The organism is Litorisediminicola beolgyonensis (assembly GCF_042679605.1).
Taxonomy (GTDB): Bacteria; Pseudomonadota; Alphaproteobacteria; order Rhodobacterales; family Rhodobacteraceae; genus Litorisediminicola; species Litorisediminicola beolgyonensis.
In genome coordinates this window covers 118,977-140,446 of record NZ_JBHTMU010000002.1, presented here as the reverse complement: position 1 = coordinate 140,446, position 21,470 = coordinate 118,977, and the positions used below count along the sequence as shown (strand labels likewise).

The window sequence follows — 21,470 nt, the reverse complement described above, 5'->3', positions numbered from 1 at the left end:
GGAGTGTTTCACGTGAAACATGACCGGTTCGATGTCGTCGTAATTGGGGGTGGTCACGCGGGTTGCGAAGCCACGATGGCCGCGGCGCGCCTCGGCGTGCGAACGGCGCTGATCACCATGACGCGCGACGGTATCGGCGTGATGTCCTGCAACCCGGCAATTGGCGGCCTTGGGAAAGGACATCTTGTCCGTGAAATCGATGCCTTGGACGGTGTCATGGGCCGTGTGGCTGATCGCGCGGGCATCCAATTCCGTCTGCTAAACCGCCGGAAGGGCCCCGCTGTTCAAGGGCCGCGTGCGCAGGCGGACCGGAAGATTTACCGCACCGAGATGCTGGCGGAAATCGAAGCCATGCTGAATCTCGATGTTATTTGCGGAGAGGTGACCGACCTTCTGATGGAGGGGGATACCGTCTCCGGCGTTCAACTGGCGGACGGATCGACCATCCCGGCACGGCAGACCATTCTGACCACGGGGACGTTCCTCCGAGGCGTGATCCATATCGGTGACCGCTCGCATCGGGGCGGGCGGATGGGAGATCGGCCGTCTGACAAGCTTGCGCAGCGCCTCGATACGTTCGACCTCGCTCTCGGGCGGTTGAAGACAGGCACGCCTCCGCGCCTTGATGGGCGCACGATTAATTGGGACATCCTCGAGGAGCAGCCGGGCGATGACGATCCGGTAATGTTCTCGTTCCTCTCCAAGGCGCCGACAGCGCGCCAGATCGCGTGCGGGATCACGCATACGAACACGCGCACGCACGAGATCATCCGGAATAATCTCGATCGGTCCGCGATGTATGGCGGCCATATCGACGGGATTGGTCCGCGCTACTGCCCGTCGATCGAGGACAAGATCGTACGTTTCGCCGACAAATCCTCCCACCAGATTTTCCTCGAGCCCGAGGGGCTGGGCGATCACACGGTATATCCCAACGGGATTTCGACATCCTTGCCCGAGGACGTGCAGCAGGACTATGTCCGGTCGATTGAGGGTCTTGAGAACGCGGTGATCCTCCAGCCCGGATACGCGATCGAGTACGATTACGTCGATCCGCGTGCGCTTGATCTCCGGCTTTCCGTGAGGACTGTGCCGGGGCTGTTCCTGGCGGGTCAGATCAACGGCACGACCGGGTATGAGGAGGCCGCCGCTCAGGGCTTGGTTGCCGGCCTCAACGCGGCGCGCGCTGCCAAGGGCGAGGCGCCGGTCATTTTCAGTCGTTCGGAGAGCTATATCGGCGTTCTCATCGACGATCTGACGACGCGCGGCGTGACCGAACCCTACAGGATGTTCACATCGCGCGCCGAGTTCCGGCTGCACCTGCGCGCCGATAATGCGGACCAGCGCCTGACACCGTTGGGGCTCGATGTCGGTTGCGTCGGTGAGGGAAGGGCTCACGCGTTCCGCGAGAAGATGGATCGCCTGGACGCCGGCCGTTCCGTCCTTGACGCGATCAGCGCGACGCCTGCCGATCTGAAAACGATCGGAGTGGATATCGCGCAGGACGGGCGTCGCCGTTCCGGCATGGATATCTTGTCGCTTCAGGCGATCCCGGCAGGCGATCTTTCGAAGATTGCTCCTAGCGTTGGTGATATTAACGACGAGACGCTTGATCAGCTCCAGCGGGAAGCGATCTACATGAACTATCTGGAGCGCCAACGCCGCGATGTGGAGGCGCTCAAGAAGGATGAAGCCGAGGTTATTCCCTTCGGGTTCGACTTTGCCGCGTTGGAAGGTCTGTCTGGCGAATTGAAGTTCAAGCTGCAGACCGCGGCGCCAGAGAACCTCGCGCAGGCAGCGCGGATCGAAGGCATGACCCCCGCCGCTTTGACGCTTGTCCTCGCGGCGCTTCGGAAATCCGCGCGCCGGGCAGGGTAGGGCGGTCAGGAAGGCGCGCAGGATGAATGTTTCACGTGAAACACAGGAGCGGCTGGCGACCTACGCGCAGCTGCTTCGAAAGTGGAATCCAAAGGTCAATCTGGTCGCGCCCGGTACCATCAACGACCTCGAAACGCGCCACATTGCCGATAGCGCTCAGGTCCACGCCATCGCGCGACGGACGGACGATCACTGGGTGGATCTTGGAACCGGAGGCGGTTTCCCCGGTCTTGTCGCGTGCATTCTCTCCGCAGAAACCGCACCCGAGCTCCAGTTCACCTTCGTTGAATCCGACCAGCGCAAGGCCACATTCCTTCGCACGGTCCTTCGGGAAACCGGACTGAGTGCAACCGTGATCGCGAAACGGATCGAGAAAATCCCCCCGCTCTCCGCCGATATTCTCTCCGCGCGCGCATTGGCCCCCCTCGACACACTCCTCGACCTGGCGCTCCCACATGGCACCGCAGACACGCAGTTTCTCTTCCCGAAGGGCGCCAACTGGAAAAAAGAAGTGGATAACGCGCGCCGCCGATGGTCATTCGACCTCGAAATCCATAAAAGTGACCTCGACCCCCAATCTGTCATCCTAGAACTCGGAGACGTCCGGAATGTCTGACCCGACTCGCCCCCCCGGCCCAAAGATCATCGCGGTCGCGAACCAGAAAGGCGGGGTCGGAAAAACCACCACCACGATCAATCTCGGCGCCGCGCTCGCTGAAGAGGGCCATTCGGTCCTCGTTGTCGATCTCGATCCGCAGGGCAACGCGTCGACCGGGCTGGGCATCGAGCCCGACGAGCGGGAATACACGACCTACGAGCTTTTGCTCGACGATGTCGCCCTCTCCGACGTGATCCAGCAGACACAGACCGCCGGGCTGCACATGGTGCCCGCGACCACCGATCTGAGCTCTGCGGATATCGAGCTCATTTCCAACGAGAAGCGCAGCTTCCTCCTGCGCGACTCCCTGCGCCAGGTCGCGATGGACGCGTTCAACTTCGACTTCATCCTGATCGACTGCCCGCCCTCGCTGAACCTCCTGACGATCAACGCGATGGTCGCAGCGGATTCCGTGCTGGTGCCCCTGCAGTCAGAGTTCTTCGCGCTCGAAGGCCTGTCGCAGCTCATGCTGACGATCCGCCAGGTCCGCCAATCGGCCAACCCAGGCCTACGGATCGAAGGCGTCGTTCTCACCATGTACGATCGCCGCAACAACCTCTCGCAACTGGTCGAGGCCGATGCCCGCGCCAATCTCGGCGAGCTGGTCTTCGACACCCTGATCCCGCGCAATGTCCGCGTCAGCGAGGCGCCCTCCTACGCGATGCCGGTCCTCGCCTATGACAGCCTGTCCAAGGGCGCCGCCGCCTATCGCGACCTCGCGCGCGAACTTCTCCGCAAGAACGCGCGGCTTGCCGCCTGACCGCATAAACTCAACCAGACCCCGACAGAGGACGAGCAGAATGACGGAAAAAACATTGCCCCGCCGCGGCCTCGGGCGCGGATTGTCGGCGCTCATGGCGGATGTCGAACCTCGCCCGCAAGAGGGGCCGAGCCCGGATGCTCCGCGCCGTGCCGACCGAATGATCCCGATCGAGCGGATCGTCCCGAATCCCGATCAGCCGCGCCGGCACTTCACCGAAAGCCAGCTCGAGGAGCTGGCGGCGTCGATCCGCGTCAAGGGTGTGATCCAGCCGATCATCGTGCGTCAGAAACCGGGTGACGCAGATCTCTACGAAATCGTCGCCGGTGAGCGCCGCTGGCGCGCCTCGCAGATGGCGCAGCTGCACGAGATGCCGGTGCTCGTGCGTGAGTTCGACGACACCGAAGTCCTCGAAGTGGCGATCATCGAGAACATCCAGCGCGCCGATCTGAACGCCATCGAAGAGGCGGCGGGCTATCGGCAACTGATGTTCAAGTTCGGCCACACGCAAGAAAAGCTGGCCGAGGCGCTCGGCAAAAGCCGCTCGCATATCGCCAACCTCATGCGTCTCCTGAACCTCCCCGACGAGGTCCAGTCGCTTGTCAGCGAAGGCACGATCAGCGCCGGTCACGCCCGCGCGCTCATCACGGCGACCGATCCCGTCGCCCTGGCGCAGAAGGTCGTCGCCCGGAACCTGTCGGTGCGAGATACCGAGAAGCTGGCCAAGGAATCCTCAGGGGAAACCGCACCGCGCAAACCGCGGTCCGATCAGGGCGGAATCGACAAGGATGCCGATACCCGTGCGCTCGAAGCCGATCTCAGCGCGGCCTTGTCGATGACGGTCCGCGTCGACCACAAGCCGGGGGCCGAGGCAGGTCGCGTGACGATCTCCTACGAAACGCTCGAACAGCTCGACGCGCTATGCGGAATCCTGAGCCAGGGCCGCTAAGGATCAGACGGCCAGCGCCTCGATCACCGAATTCAACACCAGCCGCCCGGATTGCGTCACACCGATCCGGGCGTTGTCGCGCCAAACGAGACCGATCTCTTCAAGGCCGGTGATCGCCTCATCGGGCGCCTGCGCTGGATCGAGGTGTCTCAATCTCTCAAGATCAAGACCTTCCGTGATCCGAAGCCCCATCATCAGGTATTCATATGCTTGATCTTGAGGTTGCAGCGCGTTGTTCACTCGATCGCCGGACTTACGCTCCGCGTTCTCCAGCCAGGCTCCCGGATTGCGCCAGGCCTCGGTCGCAGAGCGAACCCCATTCAGCGTGACCCGACCATGCGCTCCGGGGCCGATGCCGACATAGTCTCCATACCGCCAATACACGAGGTTATGCCGCGACTCGGCGCCGGGGCGCGCGTGGTTCGAAACCTCGTAGGCGGGAAGACCCGCGGCGTCGCAAATCTCCGTCGTCCGCTCATAGAGATCGGCGGACAGGTCCTCGCCCGGCAAGCCGCTCAACCGGCCAGAGCGCGCCCGTTCCCAAAAGGCCGTGCCGCGCTCGATGGTCAGCTGGTAGAGCGACAGGTGATCGACCGCCATGGACAAGGCTTGGCGCAGCTCCGCCTCCCAGTCGGACAGGCTCTGATCCTGCCGCGCATAGATCAGATCGAAGCTGACCCGCTCGAACACGCCGCGCGCGGTGTCAAATGCGGTCTTCGCCTCCGCAACCGAGTGCAGTCGCCCGAGCCGCTTCAGGTCGGTGTCGTTCAGCGCCTGCAGCCCCATCGAGACGCGATTGACGCCCGCGGCCCCGAACTCCCGGAACCGCCCGGCCTCGACCGATCTCGGATTGGCCTCCAGCGTGATTTCCAGATCGTCGCCGACCTGCCAGTGGCGGCGCACCGCGGCAAGGATCGCATCCACCGTGTCCGGCGCCATAAGGCTCGGTGTGCCGCCGCCGAAGAACACCGACCGCAGATGCCGCCCGCCTGTCACTTTCGCGACGCGCTCAATCTCGGACAGGTAGGCCCGCCTCCAGCGCGCCTCGTCGATTTCGCGGGCGACATGGGAATTGAAATCGCAATAGGGGCACTTGGCCTCGCAGAAGGGCCAGTGGATATAAAGCCCGAACCCGCCCGCGTCCCAGTCGTCAGCCAAAGCAGGCGGTCACGAATTTGCGCATCGCATCGGCGCGATGGGACATCTCGTTCTTCGACCAGCGATCCATCTCGCCAAAAGTGACCTCGTGGCCGTCGGGGATGAAGATCGGATCGTAGCCGTGACCCTGATCGCCACGCATCGGCCAGGTGAGACGACCCGGCACATGCCCCGGGAAAACCTCGTCATGCCCATCCGGCCAGGCAAGGACCAGGGTGCAGCAGAACCGCGCGGTCCAGGGCTCCGGCGCGCCGGTCTCGGTGATCAGACGGTAGGTCTTCTCCATCGCCATCCCGAAATCCCGACCAAAGCCGGTTTCGGCCCAATCCGCCGTGTAGACCCCGGGCGCACCCTTGAGCGCATCGACCTCGAGACCGCTATCGTCAGACAGCGCCGGAAGCCCGGTGGCACGGGCCGCGGCGTGGGCCTTGATCCGGGCATTCTCGACGAAGGTGGTCCCGGTTTCCTCCGGTTCCGGCAGGTCCATCTCGGCCGCACCGGTGACGGTCACCCCCAGGGGCCCGAGGAGTGCCGCGATCTCCTCGAGCTTGCCCTGGTTATGGGTCGCGACCAGAAGCCGCCCTCCGTCGAGCTTGCGCGTCATGCCGTGGCGCCCGCTTGCGCCGCGACCAGCTCGGACACGCCCTTTTGCGCGAGGTCGAGCAGCTCGCCCATCTGGTCGCGCGAAAAGACCGTGCCCTCCGCCGACATTTGCACCTCGATCAACGACCCGTCGCCGCGCAGGACGAAGTTGCCATCGACCCCGGCTTCGCTGTCTTCGGGATAGTCGAGGTCCAGAACCGGCTGGCCCGCGTAGATGCCGCAGCTCACCGCCGCGACCGGAGAGATCAGCGGATCGCTGATCACGTCGCCCGCTTTCATCAGCTTGTTGACCGCCAGCCGAAGCGCCACCCAGCCGCCGGTGATCGACGCGCAGCGCGTGCCACCATCGGCCTGGATCACGTCGCAATCGATGGTGATCTGACGCTCGCCCAGGGCGACGCGGTCGACGCCGGCGCGCAGGGACCGTCCGATCAGGCGCTGGATTTCCACGGTGCGCCCGCCTTGCTTGCCGACCGCCGCCTCCCGGCGCATCCGCGAGGTGGTCGAGCGCGGCAGCATCCCGTATTCCGCCGTCACCCAGCCCAGGCCCGAGCCCTTGATGAAGGGCGGCACGCGATCTTCGAGCGTCGCGGTGCAGAGCACATGTGTATCGCCCATCCGGATCAGGCAGGAGCCCTCCGCATGCTTGGTCACGCCGGTTTCGATTGAAACCGCGCGCATCTCGCTTAACTCACGTCCCGACGGCCGCATGGGGCTCTCCCTTGTCGCTGTTGCGCCCCCGGGGATACAGAGGTCCGGACCCCGCCCGCAAGTCACATTGACCTTTCTGCCCCACGCTCTTTAATGCCCCTTCGCGGAGGTCCAAGGACGATGACCGAGACCGGACATATTCTCGAGCAGATGAACGACCGTTCGCGGGAAGTGTTCCGCCGCGTGGTCGAAGGCTACCTCGCGAGCGGCGAGCCCGTGGGCTCGCGCACCCTCACACGGACGCTCTCGGAAAATGTCTCGGCCGCGACCATCCGCAACGTGATGCAGGACCTCGAATATCTAGGCCTTCTCGACAGCCCCCATGTCAGCGCCGGACGCGTCCCGACGCAGATCGGCCTGCGGATGTTCGTCGACGGCCTGTTGGAAGTGCGCGAGCTCGACCGCGAAGACCGCGAGAAACTCGACGCCACGCTCTCGTCGAACAGCGACGAGGTCGCGAATATCCTCGACCGCGTCGGCTCGGCGCTCTCGGGCGTCACGCAAGGCGCATCGCTCGTCCTGACGCCCAAGCACGAAGCGCCGATGCGCCATATCGAATTCGTGTCCCTCGGGGCCGACCGCGCGCTCGTGGTCTTGGTCTTCGCCGATGGCCATGTCGAGAACCGGCTTTTTGCACCGCCCCCGGGTCAGACGCCGTCCTCGATGCGGGAGGCCGCGAATTTCCTCAATGCTCTGATCGAAGGCCGGACGCTCTCGGACCTCCGCCGTGTCATCGCGCAGGAGATCAAGAAGCGCCGTCAGGAGATCGACGGCCTCGCGCGCGATCTGGTGGAGCAGGGGCTCGCCGTCTGGGCCGATGAGGCGGACCGCTCCGAGCGACTGATCGTCCGGGGCCGGGCGAATCTCCTCGGCGACAGCAGCCAGGCGGACGAGCTCGACCGCATCCGCGTGCTCTTCGACGATCTCGAACGCAAGCGCGACATCGCCGAGTTCCTCGAATTGACCGAAGAGGGCGAGGGCGTCCGGATTTTCATCGGCTCCGAGAACAAACTTTTCTCGCTTTCGGGTTCCTCTCTGGTGGTGTCTCCATATATGAACGCGGACCGAAAGATCATCGGCGCGGTGGGCGTGATCGGCCCCACGCGCCTCAACTACGGACGGATCGTGCCGATCGTGGACTACACGGCACAGCTGGTCGGAAAACTGATCTCCGACCGCGGATAGAGGTGAAAGATGGCAGACCCGAGAGACGACGAGTTCCTCGACGATTTGGAAACCGCCGAGGCCGAGGCGCAGGCCTACGAGACCGACGAGATCGACGCTGACGCGGCCGAGCTGGACGCGCTCCGGGCCGAGCGCGACGAGCTGAAGGACCGCTGGATGCGCGCGCTGGCCGATGCCGAGAACGCCCGCAAGCGCGCCGACAAGGAACGCCGCGACGCCGAGAATTACGGCGGCACACGGCTCGCCCGCGACCTGCTGCCCGTCTACGACAACATGCAGCGCGCCCTTGCCGCCGCCAACGAAGAGCAAAAGCAGATCTCCGCGGCGCTTCTCGAAGGCGTCGAGCTGACGCTCCGCGAGCTGACGAACGTGTTCAAGAAGCACGGCATTCAGCCGATCACGCCGCAGGTGGGCGACAAGTTCGACCCGCAGCTGCACGAGGCCATGTTCGAAGCGCCGGTGCCCGGCACCAAGGCGGGCGAGATCATCCAGGTCTCGGCCGAGGGCTTCATGCTGCACGACCGTCTTCTCCGCCCCGCGCAGGTCGGTGTGAGCTCGATGCCGGCAAGCTGATCGCTCGGCCTTCGGGCCGGTGGCGACTTGACCAGAGATAAGGGCGCGTTTCCCGTGAAACCGGGCGCGTCCTTAATCTTTGAGGAGCGCCTTCAGATCGTAGAGGGCCTGCAGCGCCTCGCGCGGCGACATGTCGTCGGGCGCAAGTTCCGCCAGTTTCGTCTCTAACACGCCCTCTTTTGCCGCGGTTTTCGGGACCGGAGGCGCCGCCGCGACGGCAGAGAAAAGCGGCAGATCGTCGATCAGCGCCTTGGGCGAGGTCTTCTCGCGCTCGCCCTTCTCCAGCGCCTCGAGAACCGATTTCGCCCGGGTGATCACCGCCGGGGGTAGACCCGCCAGTTGCGCGACCTGCACGCCGTAGGACCGATCCGCCGCACCGGGGCGCACCTCGTGCAGGAAGATCACCTCGCCTTCCCATTCCTTGACCGCCACCGTGGCATTGCGCACGCCCGCAAGCTTTCCGGCCAGCACCGTCATCTCGTGGTAATGGGTCGCGAAGAGGCCGCGTACGCGGTTGACCTCGGCCAGGTGTTCAAGCGTCGCCCAGGCGATGGACAGACCGTCATAGGTCGCCGTCCCGCGCCCGATCTCGTCGAGGATCACCAGCGCGCGGCTGTCGGCCTGGTTCAGGATCGCGGCGGTCTCGACCATCTCGACCATGAAGGTCGAGCGCCCGCGCGCAAGATCGTCTGACGCGCCGACCCGGCTGAAAATCTGGCTGACGAGCCCGATATGGGCGCTGTCGGCGGGCACATAGGCGCCCATCTGCGCGAGAATGGCGATCAGCGCGTTCTGGCGCAGATAAGTGGATTTACCGGCCATGTTGGGTCCGGTCAGAAGCTCCAGCGCCGGGCCGTCTTCGTCGGGGGAAAGCGCGCAATCATTGGCGATGAACGGCGCACCGCCCTGGGCACGCAGGGCGCGTTCCACGACAGGATGCCTGCCACCCGTTATCTCGAAGGCGCGGCTTTCGTCGACGCGGGGGCGGCACCAATCCTCGGCGGCGGCCAGATCGGCCAGCGCGGTGGCAAGATCAAACTCGGCAAGCGCCAGAGCCACGTCCGACAGGGCAGGGGCCACGTCGAGAATAGCCGCTTTCAGGCTGTCATAGAGCCGCTTTTCAATCTCGAGCGCCTCGTTCCCGGCATTCAGGATCCGGGTCTCCAGCTCGCTCAATTCGACCGTCGTGAACCGCACCTGGTTCGCGGTGGTCTGGCGATGGATGAACCGCTCGGACAGGGCGTGCATCTTGTCAGCATGGGTCGCGGTCACCTCGATGAAGTATCCCAGCACGTTGTTGTGCTTGATCTTCATCGACGTGATCCCGGTCTCGGCGGCGTATTCGCCCTGCATCCGGGCGATCACGCTGCGACCCTCGTCCCGCAGCTCGCGGGCGGCGTCGAGATCGGTGTCGTAACCGGGCGCGATGAACCCACCATCGCGTGCAAGGAGCGGGGGTTCGGCCACCAGGGCGCGGTCCAAAAGATCGAGCAGAGCCTCCTGTCCCGACAGCGCCGCGCGCTCCTCTTCCAGATGATCGGGCAGGGCGGCATCCTTGAGCGTGTCGGCAATCACCTCGGCGCGCGACAGCGCGTTCCGTATCGCGGTCAGATCGCGCGGACCGCCGCGATCGAGCCCGAGGCGCGAGAGAGCACGGTCGATATCGGGCACCGTCCTCAGCGTTTCGCGCAAGGTTAGAGCCGCACCACGCGTCTCGAGCGCCCAGGTGACAGCCTCTTGCCGCGCGTGGATGGCCGAGGTCTCGCGGGAGGGCGCAGAGAGCCGACGCTCCAGAAGCCGCGCACCCCCTGCGGTCACGGTCCGGTCGATGACCGACAGAAGCGAGCCCGCGCGTCCGCCCTGCAGCGATTGGGTCAGTTCCAGGTTCCGGCGCGTCGCGGCGTCGATCTGCAACAACCGCGAGACCTGGTCCTGCCGGGGTGGGCGGAGAAGCGGCAGTTTTCCCTTCTGCGTGATGTCGAGATAATCGACAAGCGCGCCCATCGCGGACAGCTCGGGACGCGAGAATTGCCCGAACGGGTCGAGCGTCTGCACACCGAAGAGCGCGCAGAGCCGCGTCTCGGCGGCGGTCGAGTCGAAACTCGCGCGCCCCAAGACGGTCGCATCCAACCCCAGATCGTCGAGCACCGGGCGCAGCTTTTCGTCGGTGCTCTCCGACATCAGAAGCTCCGAGGGCGCCAGTCGCGCAAGCTCCGCGCCGATCCGCGCCTCGGCCAGGGGCATCACGTGGAACGCTCCGGTGGAGATATCGCACCAGCCGAGGGCGAAATCGTCTCTAACACGGCCCAAAGCCGCCAGGTAGTTGTGGCGCCGCGCTTCAAGGAGCGTCTCCTCGGTCAGCGTTCCGGGTGTGACCAGCCGCACCACCTCGCGCCGGACCACCGATTTCGCGCCGCGCTTCTTGGCCTCTGCGGGGCTCTCCATCTGCTCGCAGACCGCGACGCGGAAGCCCTTGCGGATGAGCGTCAGGAGATAGCCCTCGGCCGCATGGACCGGCACGCCGCACATCGGGATGTCCTCGCCCGCATGTTTGCCGCGCTTGGTCAGCGCGATGTCCAGCGCCTCGGCCGCGGCGGCGGCATCGTCGAAGAACAGCTCGTAGAAATCGCCCATCCGGTAGAACAGAAGCGCGTCGCGGTGCTGCGCCTTGATCTCCAGGTATTGCGCCATCATCGGCGTGACCGCGTCTGCCATGTCTCGTCTTGTGCCTCAGCGCTTCGGGGACGGGTTTGACTAGCTGAGATCGCGGCCGCGTGCAAAGCTCGGGCAGTCTTGCCGGGGAGGTTTCGATGGGCAGCTGGGGTGTGGGGCTTTACCAGAACGATACCGCGTCGGATCTGCGCGATCTCTTTCCCGACATCGCCCGCTTGCCGATTCCATTAGGTGAGGTGGAACAGAGACTGCTTTCGGCCGTCGAGGCGTCGGAGGATGCGTTCGATCCCGACAGCATCGACGCGCGGCTCGTTATCGCCGATCTCTTCCATAGGTATGGGCTGGACGCGCCGGATGCGCTCGATCTGGCACGAACGCTGATCCGCGACGGGCATGATCTCGCGGCCAAGCGCGATCTCGGGATGTCCGAGCGCGACCTCGTGAAACGCGAAACGGCGATGGCCGCGGTGCTGGAGACCTGGAGTGCGCCGCATCCGAAGCCGAAGATATTGAAACGGATGACCGGGCCCGAGCCCTTCCTCTTTGAGCCCGGCGATGTCTGGGAGTATCCGACCATGGCGGGCGCGGCGTTCCCGGTGTTCCAGCTCCGGTTTACCGCGGCGGAGCTGAAGGCCCGGTTCCAGCCCGATGGCTGGGCGAGTTTCCTGGTTGCCGACCGCTGGTATGAGGACGAATTTTTCGCGCGCTACCTTGTGGCGCTCGCGATGCCTGAGCCCGATGCGCCGCAAACCGTGCAAAGCGTTGCGGGCGCGCCGCTCATGCAGCTTGTCCGACCGAAATATTACAACGACGAAAATGATCGGCTGGCCTACGAGATGCGGCGCGAGGATCTGGTCTTTCGCGTTCTCGTCGACAAGGGACCGCGAGCCTTGAGCGCGTGGAAAGCCAAACGGATCGGGTCCCTCGACATCGCCACCGATACGCTTTCCGCGCTGGCCGACGCCCAGGCTGAAGAGAATCGCTATCGATTCGGGCATGGCGTGGGCTCGATGGAGCACATGCTGGCCGCGGGGTCATTCGTGAACCGGAGCACGCTGGTCTCCGACGCCGACCAGCCTCGGGTGGAGCCGTCGCCCGACAGGCGGATCGCGGATTTCCTGCGCTAGACCGCTTGCGCCCGCGCCGTGTTGAGCGGGGCGACCGCTTCGGCTAAGAGCGTCGGGCCGGAAAGAGTGGTTTGGGAGGACCGAGGTGGCGCGACAGAAATATACCCGCGAAGAAGCCCTTGCGTTCCACCTCGAGCCGCGCCCCGGCAAATGGGACGTCCAGGCCACCGTGCCGATGACGACCCAGCGCGATCTGAGCCTTGCCTACAGCCCCGGCGTCGCGGTTCCCTGTGAGGAAATCGCCGCCAATCCCGAACTGGCCTATGACTACACCAACAAGGGCAACCTCGTCGCCGTGATCTCGAACGGCACGGCGGTTCTGGGTCTCGGCAATCTCGGCGCGCTCGGCTCGAAGCCGGTGATGGAGGGCAAGTCGGTGCTCTTCAAGCGCTTCGCCGACGTCAATTCGATCGATCTCGAACTCGATACCGAGGATCCGGACGAGTTCATCAAGGCGGTCAAGCTGATGGGGCCGAGCTTCGGCGGCATCAACCTCGAGGACATCAAGGCGCCGGAATGCTTCATCATCGAGCAGACGCTCAAGGAGCAGATGGACATTCCCGTCTTCCATGACGACCAGCACGGCACCGCGGTGATCTGCGCGGCGGGTCTGCTCAACGCGCTGCATATTTCCGGCAAGCGGATCGAGGAGTGCCGGATCGTTCTCAACGGTGCGGGTGCTGCGGGGATCGCCTGCCTCGAGCTCATCAAGGCGATGGGCGCGCAGGCCAACAACTGCATCATGTGCGACACCAAGGGCGTGATCTACCAGGGCCGCACCGAGGGCATGAACCAGTGGAAATCGGCCCATGCGGCGGTGACCGAGGCGCGAACCCTCGAAGAGGCGATGGAAGGCGCGGATGTCTTCCTCGGGGTGTCGGTCAAGGGCGCGGTGACGCAGGAGATGGTCGCGTCGATGGCGGCGAACCCGGTGATCTTCGCGATGGCCAACCCCGACCCCGAGATCACCCCAGAAGAGGCGCATGAGGTGCGCGCAGACGCCATCGTGGCGACTGGGCGGTCGGATTATCCCAACCAGGTCAACAACGTCCTGGGCTTTCCCTATCTCTTCCGGGGCGCGCTCGACATCCATGCGCGCGCGATCAATGACGAGATGAAGATCGCCTGCGCCCAGGCGCTCGCGGCCTTGGCGCGCGAAGACGTGCCCGACGAGGTGGCCGTGGCCTATGGGCGGAGCCTCAAGTTCGGACGCGATTACATCATTCCGACGCCGTTCGATCCGCGCCTGATCCACCGCATCCCGCTCGCCGTGGCGCGCGCGGGCATGGATACCGGTGTCGCGCGGCGGCCGATCGTCGACATGGCGGCATACGAGGTGTCGCTCAAGACGCGGATGGATCCGACCGCGTCGATCCTGCAGGGCATCCATGCGCGGGCGCGCGCGGCGCAGGCGCGGATGATCTTTGCCGAGGGCGACGACCCGCGCGTGCTGCGCGCGGCGGTCACCTACCAGCGCTCGGGCCTTGGCCATGCGCTGGTCGTCGGCCGCGAGGCGGATGTGCGCGCCAAGCTCGAGGCCTCGGGTCTCGGCGATGCGGTGAGCGAGCTCGAGGTGGTGAACGCCGCGAACACGCCGCATCTGGAGATGTACAAGGAGTATCTCTACGCGCGGAACCAGCGGAAGGGGATCGACCGGACCGATGTGCACCGGCTTGCCGCGCGCGACCGGCATGTCTTCGGCGCGCTGATGCTGGCGCATGGCCATGGCGATGCGCTTGTGACCGGCGCGACGCGGAAATCGGCGCATGTCATGAGCCTACTCAACCACGTGTTCGATGCCGACAGCTCGACCGGTGCCGCGGGCGTCACCGCGATCCTGCACAAGGGCCGGATCGTCCTGATCTCGGACACGCTGGTCCATGAATGGCCGAACGAGCACGACCTCGCCAATATCGCCGAGCGCGCGGCCGGGGTGGCCCGGCATCTCGGGCTCGAGCCGCGGGTGGCCTTCGTCAGCTTCTCGACCTTCGGCTACCCGGTCTCGGAACGCGCCGAGAAAATGCACCTGGCGCCCGCGGTGCTCGATGCGCGCGGCGCGAGCTTCGAATATGAGGGCGAGATGACCGTCGACGTGGCGCTCAACGCCCGCGCGCAGGACGCCTATCCCTTCCAGCGGCTGAGCGGACCGGCGAACATCCTCGTCGTGCCCGCCCGGCATTCGGCCTCGATTTCGGTCAAGCTGATGCAGGAGATGGCGGGGGCCACGGTGATCGGGCCGATCCTGACCGGGGTGAACCAGTCGATCCAGCTCTGCTCGACCGGGGCTACGGCGAGCGACATTCTCAACATGGCGGTGCTGGCGGCCTGCAAGGTCGGATGACGCGCCCGGTGTCGGCGTCGCGTGCGTATTTGGAAAAAGAAGAAGCCTAAGGGGAGGCGCGCATGACCGTCTGGAATCTCGGGTCGATCAACGCCGATCTCGTCTACCGCGTGCCGCATCTTCCCTTGCCGGGCGAGACCCTGGCCGCGCGCGAGATGCAGAAGGGCCTGGGCGGCAAGGGCGCGAACATGTCCGTTGCCGCGGCGCGGGCGGCGGCGCGGGTGGTGCATCTGGGCGCCGTCGGGTCGGACGGTCGCTGGATGGTCGAGCGGCTCCTGGAATACGGTGTCGACACGCGCTCGATCCGCGAAGTGGGCGAGGCCTCGGGCCATGCGGTGATCGCGGTGGACGATAGCGGCGAGAACGCGATCCTGCTCTTTCCCGGCGCGAACCGCGCCATCGAGATCGATGCGCTGGAAATGGCGCTGGGCGCCGCGCGCGGCGGCGACTGGTTCCTGACCCAGAACGAGACGAACGCCCAGGCCGCGGCGATGCGGATCGCGCGCGACAAGGGATTGCGCTGTGCCTATGCGGCCGCGCCCTTCGACGCGGAGGCCGTCCAGGCGGTGTTGCCGATGCTTGACCTTCTGGTTCTGAACGCGGTCGAGGCCGAGCAGCTGGAAGCGGCGACGGGGCAGGGGGTCGAGACGCTGGGCGTGAGCGACGTGGTGGTGACGCTTGGTGGGGACGGCTGCCGCTGGTTTCACGGGTCTGACGCCACCGATATCCCCGCCATTCCCGTCACGCCCGTCGACACCACCGGGGCCGGCGACACCTTTACCGGCTACCTGATCGCCGGGCTCGATCGCGGCCTGCCGATGCGGCAGGCGCTGGGTCTTGCGATGCAGGCCGGAGCGCTGATGGTGACGCGCTCCGGCACGGCCGATGTCATTCCCGACCTCAAGGATATCGAGGACGCGCGGCTCGGCGGCTGATCAGTTCACGAAGGGCGCGTCGTCGCCCCAGACCTGCTTGACGCGCATGTCCCGGCGGCAACCGTCGCGGTATTTCTCGTAGGCATCGGCGCGGTGGACATAGCCGAAGCGAGTCAGGGTCTTCTCGTCGCTCTTGTAGTAATCCTGGTGGTAATCCTCGGCCTCGTAGAACGGACCGGCATCGAGGATCGGGGTCACGATCTTGCGGCCGAGCTCCTGTTCTGCGGCGGCAATGGCGGCCTCGGCATCGGCGCGCGCCTCGGCGCTGTCGACGAAGATCGCAGTCCGGTAGGAGTTGCCGCGGTCGCAGAACTGGCCGCCATCGTCGAACACGTCGACCGAGCGCAGAAAGAGATCGTAGAGCTGGCGGCGGCTGACCCGCGCGGGGTCGTAGACGATCTGGGCCGCCTCGTAATGGCCGGTACCGCCCTGGACCACCTGCTTGTAGGTCGGGTTCGCGACCGAGCCGCCGGTATAGCCCGAGATCGCCTCGGACACGCCGCCGACCTTTTCGAAATCCGCCTCGACGCACCAGAAGCAGCCTCCGGCGACGATGATCTCGGCCGCCGAGGCCGCGACGGGCGCAAGGGCGGCGACGCCCGCGATGACGAGCGCGCGTAGGGCGCGGGTGAAGCGGGGGACAGTACGGACCATGACGAAACTCCTCTTCTCTGTTGGCCGGAAGGTGCGCCGCGCCTGCCCATCCGCCAAGGAAAAACCGCGTCTTTCACGCAGGCCTGAAGTGCCGTGAGGGCGCGTGCGGGGCGGGCGCGGCATCGCGGGATTGTGTATTCAGTGCAACGCCCGGGCGCCGGGCATCGCGGCCCTGTTGCCAGATTCCGCGTTTTCACGGACCTTGCGGACAACAAAAGAGAAGCGGCGGTCCGTCCATTCACCGCTTTGTGGTGATTTTATAGAGGCAGATTCTCATGAGACTGGCAGTTCTATTTGCAGCGGTCATGGCGCTCGCGTCCTGCGAAAACGGGATGCCTGGCGCATTCGCGGCGTTCAGCGACACGATGCGGTCGACCAAGGATACCGCGAACCGCGAATACTATCCCGATGACGAACTGCTCGTGGCCGCCCGCATCCAGTTCGAAGAGCGCAATTTCGGCCGCTCCTACACGATGTTCAAGAAAGCGCTCGACGTCTATCCCGAGGATCCCGCGGCCTGGCTGGGCTTCGCGGCCTCCGCCGACATGCTGCGCCGGTTCGACCAGTCGGACTATGCCTATCGCAAGCTCCAGCCGGTGATCGGCAACCGCATCGAGTTCCTGAACAATTTCGGCTATTCGCAGCTTCTGCGGGGCAACCTTCGGTCGGCGCGGACCTATTTCGTTCGGGCCTACGAGCTTGATCCCTCGAACGAAACCGCGGCCAACAATCTCGAATTGCTGCGCAACTCGGTCACCTATCCCAAGCGCGCGCCCGGCGATCTGCGCGGGATCTGATCCGGGTCGGTCATGCTCTTCGCGGCGCATCTTGCGGTCACGGTCCTCGTGGCCGCATTGCTTGTCTGGACGGCCTGCTACGACTGGCGGCACCTGAAGATCCGCAACACGACGGTGATGGTGTTCGTGGGGCTTGCGGTCCTGTTGATGGCGCTGCGCGGTTTCGCGACCTGGCAGAGCGATCTGGCCGCGGGCGCGCTTTTGTTCGTGATCGGCTTCGGGGCGTGGATGCTGCGGGCGATGGGCGGGGGCGATGCCAAGCTCTTCCTGCCCCTGGGCCTCTTGCTCGGCATGACCGCGCTGAGCCCGTTTTCGATGTTCTTCCTCTTGTCGTCGGTCCTGATGCTCGTGGCGATCCGCTGGGCAGGACGGAGGCGCCGGTCGAACCCGGTGGCGCGACGGTTGCGGATGATGGCATTGACCCGGCAGGTGCCTTACGCCGTGCCCATGGCGGCGGCCACGATCCCGGCGCTGTTTCTGAGGGCGTTCGGCCTCGCTTGATTGGTCAGAGGGCTTGTGGCAGGCTTTTCCCTGCATTTTCCATAGGTCCCGAACGCAGGTTTCGGGTTCGGGGCCTCGTGTTTTGGCATCCGGCGGCGTGGCCGTCGCAGGATGGAGAAAGGTTAAGAGATGAAACGGTTCCAGCGCGACGAAAACGGCTTCGTCATGATACTCTCCCTGCTGATGATCCCGGTCTTCCTGGCATTCGGCCTGCTGATCGTGGATCTCGGACGCTCGTATAATGTTCATGGTGATCTTCAAGCCGCGACGGATGCGATGGCTCTGGCCGGTGCGCGCGAGCTCGACGGTGGCACCGATTCCGTGGATCGGGCGCGGGCGGCGATGGCCAACGTGGTCAACAGCGCAACCATGGTCGACGCGACTCCGCGTGAGCTGAACTACGATGTCAGTAACACCGAACTGATCGTGCACTTCCTCGATGAAATTCCGCTGCAGGACACAACGCCAATCGATAGTGCCTGGATTGCCGCGCACGAAGTCCCGCGCAGTGGCGTGGCGCAAAACGCTGCGCGATACGCTTATGTTGCTGCCGTTCCGACAACGCTCACGACAATTTTTCCTTTATACTCCACACTCACTCGAAGCTCCGTGACCGTTGCTGCGGTGTCGGTCGCCAAGACCGTGTTCGCCGCTTGCGAGATCACACCTCTGTATATCTGCAATCCGTTCGAGGGCGACGTTTCTGGCTCCCCGAGACTTGTCGATCGGTTCTACGACGGCGACTTGCACGGCAGGATTTTTCGCCTGCACCCACGGGGCAACAGCACGCACGGTCCCGGAAGTTTCGGCTTCCTTGCGCTTGGGAGCGGTGCAGCTGATCTTAACGACATTTTTGCGGGTATGAGGAACGAGTCTTGCTACGGATCCGAGTCTGTCGATGTCGAGGTCAAACCAGGCGCCAACACATCACTGAGGCAAGGCATCAACGCAAAGTTCGATATGTATGATGCGGAGTACAGCGACGGTATTGGGAGCAACAAAGGGACGAACTTCAATGTGCGCGTCGCTGAGAACACCAGGAAGGGCATTATCCCAGACGCTTCCGTGAACGGAAACAACGTCAACTTCGATGATTGTTCTTCTTCGAGCGGCAACGCATCGAGAATCTCAGACGACCATATCTGGGTTGACCGCGGTGTTGGCGCTGCCAACCGCTTCGTCTTCGACGCGAACGGTCTTGGTTACGATGGGGTCGCCGATCGAGCTTATGGGTTCCCCGATAATTCGACGATGCGCCCTCCGGCGGACGCGGGTTCGGTTCTGGCGACGCAGGGTGCAGCGCTAGGAAGTGGCGCCTGGTCTCTCGAGACATACCTCCGAAGGAACTACGAATACCCAAGCTTTCCGCTGACGATTTCCAGCTCTGCGGACGGTCGAACGGTTACTACAAACATTCAGCGCCCGAACGGCGCAGGAATGGCGTCTGTTCTGCAGAGTTCGTTTCCCAATCCGTCAGGCGCCGCATCATACTCTGGGCCGGGCGATACTGGCCCATCGCGATACGATGTTTACTTATGGGAGTTGGCCAACGACCTCCATGAGCTACGAGCACCGTCGTGGGACGAGGTGGTGGGGAACGGTGGAAACACCCAAACCGTAACTATGCTCAACGAAAGTGGCGCAAACGCCTGTGGTCAGTCGCAAACCCCGTCCATACCCGCGACCGCCGATCCTGATCCGAGGATCATCACGGCCGCGATCGTCGACTGCGGTGCGAATCCTGCGAACGGTTCGTCTCAGACGCTACCCGTCCAAGTCTATGTCTCCCTGTTCATGGCGCGTCCGTTCATCAGTTACGCGAGTTCGGTCGACTCGACCATTGATGTCGAAATCGTGGACATCGAAGGGTTCTCCGGATCGACGCTTCTCGACTACTACATCCGCGAAGAAGCCATCCTCGTCCGGTAAAGCGCGAATCAAGCTACCTCTGTGGCTGAAATATGGCGAAGCGGGGCCGTGAGGGCCCCGCTTCTGCGTTGCAGGGGGCCTTTCGCGGATAGATTTGACCAGCCGATTCTCCCGCTGTACGCGTCAGAACGTGCTGTTAAACCGGTTTTTCGTGATCAATTTCGGCGAGATGGCGCGTTTGTTGCCGCCAAACCCGGGAAAAATGCTTGAATCGCGGAAATCTTACTGATCAGTTGAAATGTGTCTGAAATTTGGCGTAATTTCGTTCTTGCCGAAAGGTACGGAGTTTTAAGGAATCATTCCAAGGCCCGTATAACTTGTAACTTGACGATTTCCGTCAGTGTAATGGAGTAAATTCATGACCAACATTCTCGCCTACATGTCCTCGCTCGCCGTTCGCTTCCGCAAGGATGAAGAAGGCCTGGCCCTGACCGAATACCTGGTCCTGCTCGCGCTTCTTGTTGCTGGCATTATTGGCGCGGTCACCCTGTATGGCGAAGCGCTCGAAGGAGCGTGGACCAATTGGTCGTCCTGGGCAACCGCAGTACTCGGCCAGACACCTTGATATCTCGGGGTCCGGACGAGACTGCCCGGACCCCATCCTCAGGCTGCCCCCAGTGGCTTGGAGCCACGCCAGAGACAAGATGGTGACCCCGGCCCGCGTCAGGGTCACCTTCAACTTTTAAGTCCACCGAATTCTATCCTGCGCCCCGTTGCGTTAAGTTGCTCCCCAAGCAACAGATCGTTTCGAATTTGTTGACATTCTGTCGGCAGCATTGCCGGAACGGCGCTCCCGTAGGAGAATTCACCGATCCCCCGTGCTCATTTTCGGCACGACTGCTGACCGGAGTCCGAATCCATGCGCTTCTCCACTATTCTGAGTTTTCTTGTCGCCTTGCTGCTCGCTGGCGTCGCTGTCTTTGGGGCGCGTTCGTGGTTGGCGACCCAGCAGGCTGCGCTGCAGAACGGAGCATTGAACGGGAACGTGGCCGAGGTTGAGCCGGAGGCGAAGCAGACGATCGTCGTCGCCGCCGAGCAGATCGCCTTCGGCGAGCGTCTCACAGAACTCAAACTGCGCGAGATCGACTGGTCGAGCGACATCACCCCCGAAGGGTCGTTCCCGAAGATCGCGGATCTCATCAAAGGTGAAGAGGACGACGTTGCCCGCTTCGCCCTTGCCCCGATGACCGTCGGTGAGCCTGTCCTCACGTCGAAAGTGACGGCCCCGGGTCAGCGCGCGAAGCTCTCGACCGCCCTGACCAAGGGCAAGAAAGCCATGTCGATCCGCGTGAATGACGTCGCGGGCGTGGCAGGTTTCGTTCTTCCGGGCGACCGCGTCGATGTTCTTCTCACCCGGTCGAGCAACCAGGGCACCTTCGTGGACGTTCTTCTTCAGGGCGTGAAGGTTCTCGCGATCGACCAGATTGCCGACGAGCTGAAGGATCAGCCTTCGGTCGTTCGCACGATCACCTTCGAGGTCGATACGCAGGAAGCCCAAAAGCTGGTTCTCGCTTCGAGCGTCGGCACACTGTCTCTGGCCCTGCGGAACGTCGCATCGAGCGATATCGAGCAGATCGACCGCGTGACCCTCAGCGATCTCAACGATCCCGACGTCGCTCGCGATCTGGCCGAGGCCCGCGCCGCGGAGCTTCTGAAGAATGCCAAGGAAGGCGACAGCAGCGATCCGTCGCTCCAGCGCCTCGTGTCGCTCGAAAAGATGCTTCAGGACCTGTCCGACGGCATCAATCAGCGCCTCGATGGGCCGACAGAGCCGGTTGTGATCGAAAAAGTGGTCGAACGGCTACAGCCTGCGCCCAAAAGGAGTACCGTCGGGGTGATCCGGAATGGCCAGCGCGCCGAATACAAGGTACTTCTTAACGAAGAAGGCGAGCCCGTCGGAACTGTCCAGGTCGATCCGAATGGAGACCAGGTCGTGACTTACGTTCCCGGTGGTCTTGAAGCGGAGCAGGAGTCGGAAGCGGCGGCGGGACAATAACGACAAAACTCCCCGCGAATGCGTTTCGATTGTTTCAGGGAC

19 protein-coding genes are annotated in these 21,470 nt (G+C 64.0%); 14 read left to right on the top strand and 5 right to left on the bottom strand.

Translation table 11 applies throughout. The annotated features are described in order from the left end of the window. The first annotated feature begins 12 nt into the window (after nt 1-12). Genes mnmG through ACFQ4E_RS02050 form a run of 4 tightly spaced genes read left to right on the top strand, consistent with a single transcriptional unit; the run spans nt 13 to nt 4,245 of the window. On the top strand, nt 13-1,878 hold the full coding sequence (mnmG, locus tag ACFQ4E_RS02065) for a tRNA uridine-5-carboxymethylaminomethyl(34) synthesis enzyme MnmG (protein WP_386801254.1): 1,866 nt from the start codon (nt 13-15) through the stop codon (nt 1,876-1,878). Nucleotides 1,879-1,900: 22 nt separating this feature from the next. Continuing rightward, nucleotides 1,901-2,494: a 16S rRNA (guanine(527)-N(7))-methyltransferase RsmG gene (rsmG, locus tag ACFQ4E_RS02060; protein WP_386801253.1), complete on the top strand. Its 594-nt coding sequence runs from the start codon at nt 1,901-1,903 to the stop codon at nt 2,492-2,494. Then, on the top strand, nt 2,487-3,296 hold the full coding sequence (locus ACFQ4E_RS02055; RefSeq protein WP_386801252.1) for a ParA family protein: 810 nt from the start codon (nt 2,487-2,489) through the stop codon (nt 3,294-3,296). Before rsmG ends, ACFQ4E_RS02055 begins: the two co-directional genes overlap by 8 nt. Before the next feature lie 40 nt (nt 3,297-3,336). After that, complete coding sequence (locus tag ACFQ4E_RS02050) at nt 3,337-4,245, top strand: ParB/RepB/Spo0J family partition protein (RefSeq protein ID WP_386801251.1); 909 nt, start codon at nt 3,337-3,339, stop codon at nt 4,243-4,245. 3 nt (nt 4,246-4,248) lie between these two features. On the opposite strand, the gene hemW is transcribed toward ACFQ4E_RS02050, so the two are convergent. From hemW to rph, 3 genes are read right to left on the bottom strand one after another with little or no spacing between them, the layout of a single operon-like run. Beyond that, nucleotides 4,249-5,403 (bottom strand): radical SAM family heme chaperone HemW, encoded by a 1,155-nt coding sequence (gene hemW / locus ACFQ4E_RS02045; RefSeq protein WP_386801250.1) that lies wholly within the window; start codon nt 5,401-5,403, stop codon nt 4,249-4,251. Further along, nucleotides 5,396-6,007: an RdgB/HAM1 family non-canonical purine NTP pyrophosphatase gene (gene rdgB, locus ACFQ4E_RS02040; RefSeq protein ID WP_386801249.1), complete on the bottom strand. Its 612-nt coding sequence runs from the start codon at nt 6,005-6,007 to the stop codon at nt 5,396-5,398. The genes hemW and rdgB overlap by 8 nt, the downstream gene beginning before the upstream one ends. After that, on the bottom strand, nt 6,004-6,717 hold the full coding sequence (gene rph, locus ACFQ4E_RS02035) for a ribonuclease PH (RefSeq protein ID WP_386801248.1): 714 nt from the start codon (nt 6,715-6,717) through the stop codon (nt 6,004-6,006). The genes rdgB and rph overlap by 4 nt, the downstream gene beginning before the upstream one ends. 120 nt (nt 6,718-6,837) lie before the next feature. Between rph and hrcA the strand changes: the two genes are divergently transcribed. Continuing rightward, nucleotides 6,838-7,902: a heat-inducible transcriptional repressor HrcA gene (hrcA, locus tag ACFQ4E_RS02030; protein WP_386801247.1), complete on the top strand. Its 1,065-nt coding sequence runs from the start codon at nt 6,838-6,840 to the stop codon at nt 7,900-7,902. 9 nt (nt 7,903-7,911) lie between these two features. Beyond that, complete coding sequence (locus ACFQ4E_RS02025) at nt 7,912-8,475, top strand: nucleotide exchange factor GrpE (protein WP_386801246.1); 564 nt, start codon at nt 7,912-7,914, stop codon at nt 8,473-8,475. 72 nt (nt 8,476-8,547) lie between these two features. Here the strand turns inward: ACFQ4E_RS02025 and mutS are convergent, their stop codons facing one another. Beyond that, complete coding sequence (gene mutS / locus ACFQ4E_RS02020) at nt 8,548-11,190, bottom strand: DNA mismatch repair protein MutS (RefSeq protein WP_449280313.1); 2,643 nt, start codon at nt 11,188-11,190, stop codon at nt 8,548-8,550. Nucleotides 11,191-11,285: 95 nt separating this feature from the next. Between mutS and ACFQ4E_RS02015 the strand changes: the two genes are divergently transcribed. From ACFQ4E_RS02015 to ACFQ4E_RS02005, 3 genes are all read left to right on the top strand, one after another. After that, nucleotides 11,286-12,275, top strand: a complete 990-nt coding sequence (locus ACFQ4E_RS02015; RefSeq protein WP_386801245.1) for a hypothetical protein — start codon at nt 11,286-11,288, stop codon at nt 12,273-12,275. Nucleotides 12,276-12,360: 85 nt separating this feature from the next. Then, nucleotides 12,361-14,616, top strand: coding sequence for an NADP-dependent malic enzyme (locus tag ACFQ4E_RS02010; RefSeq protein WP_386801244.1), 2,256 nt, complete (start codon nt 12,361-12,363; stop codon nt 14,614-14,616). 62 nt (nt 14,617-14,678) lie between these two features. Next, nucleotides 14,679-15,551 (top strand): ribokinase, encoded by an 873-nt coding sequence (locus ACFQ4E_RS02005; RefSeq protein ID WP_386801243.1) that lies wholly within the window; start codon nt 14,679-14,681, stop codon nt 15,549-15,551. Here ACFQ4E_RS02005 and msrA read toward each other — a convergent pair whose 3' ends face one another. After that, entirely contained in the window at nt 15,552-16,205 is a 654-nt protein-coding gene (gene msrA, locus ACFQ4E_RS02000; protein ID WP_386801242.1) for a peptide-methionine (S)-S-oxide reductase MsrA, read from the bottom strand. Between the two features lie 275 nt (nt 16,206-16,480). On the opposite strand from msrA, the gene ACFQ4E_RS01995 reads away from it, so the two are divergent. The 5 genes from ACFQ4E_RS01995 (at nt 16,481) to cpaB (ending at nt 21,428) form a co-directional block, all read left to right on the top strand. Further along, the gene (locus tag ACFQ4E_RS01995; protein WP_386801241.1) at nt 16,481-17,002 is read left to right on the top strand and encodes a hypothetical protein; all 522 of its coding nucleotides are present in this window, start codon (nt 16,481-16,483) and stop codon (nt 17,000-17,002) included. A 12-nt stretch (nt 17,003-17,014) separates the two neighbouring features. Next, complete coding sequence (locus tag ACFQ4E_RS01990) at nt 17,015-17,503, top strand: prepilin peptidase (protein ID WP_386801240.1); 489 nt, start codon at nt 17,015-17,017, stop codon at nt 17,501-17,503. A gap of 129 nt (nt 17,504-17,632) precedes the next feature. Continuing rightward, nucleotides 17,633-19,432, top strand: coding sequence for a TadE/TadG family type IV pilus assembly protein (locus ACFQ4E_RS01985; protein WP_386801239.1), 1,800 nt, complete (start codon nt 17,633-17,635; stop codon nt 19,430-19,432). A gap of 358 nt (nt 19,433-19,790) precedes the next feature. Beyond that, nucleotides 19,791-19,997, top strand: coding sequence for a Flp family type IVb pilin (locus ACFQ4E_RS01980; protein WP_386801238.1), 207 nt, complete (start codon nt 19,791-19,793; stop codon nt 19,995-19,997). A gap of 294 nt (nt 19,998-20,291) precedes the next feature. Continuing rightward, entirely contained in the window at nt 20,292-21,428 is a 1,137-nt protein-coding gene (gene cpaB / locus ACFQ4E_RS01975) for a Flp pilus assembly protein CpaB (RefSeq protein ID WP_386801237.1), read from the top strand. Nucleotides 21,429-21,470 lie beyond the last annotated feature (42 nt).